The 5,761-nt window shown below is 36.2% G+C and carries 6 protein-coding genes; 2 read left to right on the plus strand and 4 right to left on the minus strand.

All coding sequences use genetic code 11. The annotated features are described in order from the left end of the window. Positions 1–251: 251 nt before the first annotated feature. Positions 252–566: a hypothetical protein gene (locus B1A98_RS19675; protein ID WP_125474369.1), complete on the plus strand. Its 315-nt coding sequence runs from the start codon at positions 252–254 to the stop codon at positions 564–566. A gap of 1,177 nt (positions 567–1,743) precedes the next feature. Here B1A98_RS19675 and B1A98_RS19680 read toward each other — a convergent pair. From B1A98_RS19680 to B1A98_RS21050, 4 genes are all read right to left on the minus strand, one after another. Further along, positions 1,744–1,830, minus strand: a complete 87-nt coding sequence (locus tag B1A98_RS19680; protein WP_082821776.1) for an excalibur calcium-binding domain-containing protein — start codon at positions 1,828–1,830, stop codon at positions 1,744–1,746. Between the two features lie 335 nt (positions 1,831–2,165). Next, on the minus strand, positions 2,166–2,990 hold the full coding sequence (locus tag B1A98_RS19685; protein WP_063385337.1) for an STAS domain-containing protein: 825 nt from the start codon (positions 2,988–2,990) through the stop codon (positions 2,166–2,168). A 207-nt stretch (positions 2,991–3,197) separates the two neighbouring features. Further along, complete coding sequence (locus B1A98_RS20270) at positions 3,198–3,356, minus strand: transposase (protein WP_170808527.1); 159 nt, start codon at positions 3,354–3,356, stop codon at positions 3,198–3,200. 766 nt (positions 3,357–4,122) lie between these two features. Further along, positions 4,123–4,338: a transposase gene (locus tag B1A98_RS21050; RefSeq protein WP_125474370.1), complete on the minus strand. Its 216-nt coding sequence runs from the start codon at positions 4,336–4,338 to the stop codon at positions 4,123–4,125. Positions 4,339–4,360: 22 nt separating this feature from the next. Between B1A98_RS21050 and B1A98_RS20655 the strand changes: the two genes are divergently transcribed. Then, complete coding sequence (locus tag B1A98_RS20655) at positions 4,361–4,615, plus strand: hypothetical protein (protein WP_063385335.1); 255 nt, start codon at positions 4,361–4,363, stop codon at positions 4,613–4,615. Positions 4,616–5,761 lie beyond the last annotated feature (1,146 nt).

Below are 5,761 nucleotides of genomic sequence, written 5' to 3' on the forward strand. Positions count from 1 at the left end.
AAAGTCATCATTATATTTTTTGCCTGCAGGCTTACGTTCCATTTCGGACACATCCTCTCAAAATAATTGTAAGGACTTAATTAAACTGTGTCCATGAAACTATACTAACTCCAATTTCTTTCTCAGTGCTGTTTCTATTCAGTATCTTAAGTTTTGAGGCAAATAATGGAACAGCCTATGCGCATTTAAACGATACGCCGCCTCTTGAGGAAGTATATACTCAAATTGGATTTACAACTGTTCACGAGGCAGTGACTGAATTTGAAAATCACTTTAAGAACGATGTAAAGCTGCCATTTAAAATGCCTTCTATTCCTTTCACCCATATGTTCGGACGGTTTTGGGAAGATAAGGAATATAATATCAATGACTCTTTAGAAATAGAGTTTATTAATGAAAAATCACCGATAAATCATTATAAAATTGATATTCGCCCTCTGAAAAATAAAGTGGTATCTACAAATAGAAGTCATCAAACAGTCTACACATTAAAAGACGGACAAAAAGCGATTTATATTGCTGAAAGACATTTCCGTTTCCTTGTGTTCGAAAAAGACAATTGGTAATATATACTGGGAATCAATAAAGAACTAGCAAACAAGGTGACACCAAAAGTATTAGTGGAAATTGCCGATTCAATCGATTAGTAAGTAAAAAATAATAGGCAAGTCGTTACTATATTATCCGTTGGTAAAAATATTTAAGTGGTCATATTGTGGAGGGATGATTTTGAGAGAAAAGTTAAAACTATTAGAGTGGATTGGTTTTATAACGTTAATTCTTACATTTATTTCCTTTATAACTTTGCAATCAAGAGGCAGTGAGATTGATTTGTATTCCAGCTCGATACGCTTATGTGTTAATATAGCAGCCTGTATTACTATTGGAGCTTTTGGTATTAGAAAATTATTTGTCGAGCGCTAATGAGCTTTTTATGTGTAAACATAGGGTGGAGAAAAGGACAGGACGGCCCCCATTTTTGAGGCAGGGATCAAAACACCTTTAAGCAGCCAGCTGCCGGTACTTGATCAGTGACTGGTTGTTGAGTTTCGCTTGAATATGGGGATGTTTTCGATAGCTTGCTCTAAAAAGGGCGATCATAGTGCTTTGAAGCTTGTCGAGATGGAAGGAAATGGTTCGATGGAGGCATGATCAGTCCCGGGCATGCTCATGATACTGCCTTTCTCTTGGCTTGCCTGCTGATAAGTATAAGATGTGTAGACTAATCCCTAGTCGCTGTGCACGATGCATCGGATGGCAGCTGGTTATGAGAAGGTCCAGCTGGATAAGAAACTCAAAATCTTGATAAATCAACGATGTGTAAAAGGATGAAATAGAGAATCTGGAAAGAAGAACTTGACAGGTAATTTTCAAGTTGCCGATTGTTTTCATAGATTTTCAACATCCGTTTTGTTGAAATTGAGGATGCCTAACATATATTGCTCCTCACCCATTCTGAAGGTTTATATCGGGAAATCACTGTTTTTATGGGGGATGGGAGTTAAAATGCCACGTACATTCGAAGAGAACGACCGTATTCGCCAAGCATCCAAAGAAAAAATTCGAGTTGCAGCTATGGAGTTATTTATAAACAGGGATATTATTCTACTTTTGTATGTGGTATAGTCAAAAAACCGGGTGCTATTATGATTTAAAATTCTCTTGGTAATTAAAGCGAAACCCCACTGGATTTTTGTGTCTTCAGTAGGGTTTTTTCAAATCGGCTATTTATCTTTCACAAGCCTAACCGTCTTTATCATGATCATGCTTGGGATCATATACAGGGTGTTCTCTAGCAATATTTTTTGGGTATTTCTCTCTAAGAGTCATACAATTTTTAAATGATTCCTTTTTAGCTGTTCAATAGTCACTAAAGTCTTATCCATCTGTTTCTCATTGGCTTTAACTTCATGGCTATTCACCTCACATCATCAACGCCGCTATACGTATATTCTGTGTTTTGTCAAAAATCAAAAGTGAGGAGAACTATCAGTGTTTTATCCTATACTCGTTGATAAATTATAATTAAGGACGATTGAAAGTCCTATTTTTTTAAGCCTTGTTCTTTATTCTTTAGCTATAAATACAGATTAGGTAAAGAACGAGATTTCTTTTAAGGAGGCTTGAGCAACAATATCAATTCTGCAACTTATATTAGACTTTATTTAGCTAATTAAGTATTCTTTTAGTGCTTGCTGCAACGTGCCCAGTGTTTTGGTCGTATGATCAAATGAGAGTCCCTGATGTATCATTTTTCTTACGACTTCTGCTCTTAATCCGGTAATAACCGTTTTACATCCCATCAGGGAAGCTCCGTCGATAACTTTCATTAAATGGTCGATGACTTGTGGTTCCATATCTGCAATTCCTGATAAATCCATAATTAAGGTTTGAATATGAGATACATCAATCTCAGTTAGAGCCTTTTCCTCAAGAATTGAAATTCGAAAAGCATCAAGCGAACCAATCAAAGGCAAAATACAGACCGAAGTATTGATTGGAATGATAGGAACCGATAGACTTCCGACTAACTCTCTCTGGGCTATGATCAGGGAATCCTTATATGTAGAATAATTAATAAAAAAAGTATTTAAAAATGTATCAACCCGGTTATTAATTTCCTTTTCCAGGCGGAAAAAATTCAAAGTCGTCTGTTTATCCGATAACTCGTTATACTGTTCAATAAAAATCCATAAAGTCCTGCGGATGGCTTGCACCCACTCCAATTTGAAGGATAGGGTTAGGGAGTGAGCAGCCCACGCTATTCCTTCTTGTTTCGCAAATAATTTAAGTTCTTCTTCTTCCCCTTTAATAATGTATACAATTAAGTTATGTGCATTTTTTATAAGATCGATATTCCCTATTGCCAGAATCTCATTAATTTTATCTTTTACATTGACAGCCTCAGATAATAATTTCTCTTCAAATTCCTTACTGTTTTTCTCGAAGAAATCTTTTAGTTTGGATGAATGTTGAAACTCTTTTTCCATTTCATTTTCCTCCTTTGTGTATAACTCTATAAAAACTTATATCACTTTTCCTTATTAAACCACATTATTTAAAAAGGTTAAAATTTGAGGTTTAAATAAATTACATAATTATATTGAAAGGTCGCCTTTAAAATGGTTCTTATGGGAGTTTAGGGAACATGGAGATCGAACATCTTTGAAAGGTATTTTCCTTTTTAAAAATAATATTTAAAGACGATATAAAATTTTCTTCTCAAAAAGGTTTAAACTCGCACGGCCATAAGTCATTCGTTTGATCGTTTTCAGACGATTAATTTGTCCTTCTAAAAGACCATTACTGTAAGACATAGTAAAGGCATTTTTTACAGCCTGAAGGTCACTTCGCAATCGAAAAGCGTAATAATAAAGCGGCCGGTCACGGTTTGATAACTGACCTTTAAGTCATAATAAAAGAGATTCATAATCTCTCTGATTAATCGCTTCGTGATAAGCTTGAATAGTAGAATGAAGGCTGTCTAATAGAGGATAAAGCTGACAGCATTTTTGAGGAGCTTTTTTTCTTCTTCAGAAAGGTCAACAGCGAGCTTCCATAACCAAGAACTTAATTTCTTGTACGAAAGACGAAAAGTGTTTTCTTGTGACAGATGATGCTTTCGCTTTTTGCGTATAGATTCCTCAATTGTGCGCATAGATGAAAAGGTTCCCTTGTAATTCTGTTTCTGGAGGATACGATAAATTTTTTTACTGTATCTCCTTCCTGCTCCAGCTTAAAGATTTGATCATAATAGGGATTGACAGTTTTCTTCCGCTTTCTTGTGAAAGACGGCGGCCCGCTCATATTTATATACTTTCGCACCGTCCTTCTGTCTAGTTCGTATTCTTTTGCGAGTCTTGATATATTTTTTCCTTTCTGATAAGCCTGTTTGATTTCCTGAATAAACAGCCATTTCTGTTCTTGTCGATTTTTTATTCGCTGTTCTAGCCGGGTCAATGGAGGAGGGTCCTTCATAGGGGTCTTAGGCTGTTCCGTCCAGCGAACGGATGAAGGCACCATAATCGCTAGAAAAGAATCCAGCTGTTTCCTTGCATTTTGAATAAAGTGCCACTGGTCATACACTTGAAGAATCGAGCGATTCGCTTCTGTAATTGCCTGTCAGTATCCGGTAAATCCATCGCGACTGACTATCTCAATAGATGGATATTTCTTTATCCAGGATGTGAACGTTTCCGGTAAACGATGGGGAAGAATAGCCAAAGGATTGTTCGTTTGAAGGTCACAAATCAGTGTTCCATAAGTATTTCCTTTGCGGAAAGCAAAATCATCAAGTCCGATAAAAGGGAGACACCTCTGATGATATATTCTTTCGATGAATCAATGTCAGGAGTGTATCATGACTGATTGGAATGTGGGCAGCTTTCGCTACTTTTTCAGCAGCCAGGCAGCTGGTGGAAAAAGCGATTTTCTCCAGAATCATTTCTGTTCTTTGCGTTCTTCTCCCGCTTTGCGAGAGGCCTTCGTATCTTTCAGTAAAAACTTTAACCGGACAGGTTACGTTTTCGCAAAACCACTTTCTTGTCAGGATGAGAAGCTGGACAGGCTGTCCGTTGATTGGGAGGTCTTGTACTTTTCGGTATATCGGCTGTGAGGGTGGGAGCTATGTGTTACACAATTAGGACAAGGGGGCGGAAGCACGAGTGCTTTTGGCAGTTAATAGCAGAGTATTGTCGACAGAAGAAATATGGACAAGATCCAAACAAGGATCGGGAGAAGGCCAGGAAAGAGCTTTCATATAAAGCACACTCCTTTGGTTATTATACTTAACCTAGTAACCCAAGTGCCTTCTCCCCAAATCCCCGTAAGAACCTTTAAATTGGACAATATAGACGGCTAAAAACATACAAAATTGTCTTCTTAAATTGCAACATGCTTCATAATTAAATCGATTCCTGAAAGGAGGAGATTTGATTCAATGAAGCAGGAAGGAGAGCGACGGAAAGTGAAAGAACTTCTTAAACGGGGCTGCCCCATTCGGACATCGCGAGGGATTATATATCTAGCAGTGTTATCGAAGAGTTGGAGCGGGGGTAAAAAAACGTCTTCTGAAAAAACAGAATATATCATCTAGATATGACTTCTTGTTACTTGCTGTATATGATGAAGTACCATTTAACCTAGAGAGTAAGGATCAGAAATTTATAATTGAACAAGTTAGAAATCTTGACTTGAAATATAAAAATGAAAGCTTTCGTTCACATAGTATCAACTACCTAATTGATAAGCTCGTATCTTCTTTATAACCTCTTAACGTTGTTTTAAAGCCACATTTCGAAAGAAAAGCGGCTTTTATTTTGTCAGTTAATACACTTTTTCTTACTTTTCAATCATTATGAATTTTAAATTTTTCATTTGTTTTTCTCTTTTCAATTGTCACTTACTCTCTGCTCCAAGCTTTCCCTTTGGTTATGACGATTATGAGTATTTTTACTTTTTGATAACTTTGCTTTCTTCAGCTTTAACATAGCAACTAGTTATCACTCTCATATTTTTTAATATTTTTTTCGATTTTCTCACTCTATATCAACTGCTTTCCTACTTTTTCCTTTACATTATCTGTTTGTCCAGCTACTCATTGAAATCGACCTTTAAATTTTTAACCTTACGTTTCATGTCATACAATTATTGATACTTTTGTTATAACTGACTTTCCGCATGTCTAATTTTTACAATTAGGAATTTAAGAAGGAGTCCATTTTCTTTTCTCGAATACAAATGATAAATCATGATACGTTTT

Source organism: Pseudobacillus badius (assembly GCF_002189605.1).
In the GTDB taxonomy this organism is placed as follows: domain Bacteria; phylum Bacillota; class Bacilli; order Bacillales; family Domibacillaceae; genus Pseudobacillus; species Pseudobacillus badius.

What these genes read in the sequence shown, in the direction of transcription:
- B1A98_RS19680 (WP_082821776.1), bottom strand. Translation starts at nt 1,830, where the DNA reads ATGACTCTTAGAGAGAAATACCCAAAAAATATTGCTAGAGAACACCCT.
- B1A98_RS19685 (WP_063385337.1), bottom strand. Translation starts at nt 2,990, where the DNA reads ATGGAAAAAGAGTTTCAACATTCATCCAAACTAAAAGATTTCTTCGAG.
- B1A98_RS20655 (WP_063385335.1), top strand. Translation starts at nt 4,361, where the DNA reads ATGACTGATTGGAATGTGGGCAGCTTTCGCTACTTTTTCAGCAGCCAG.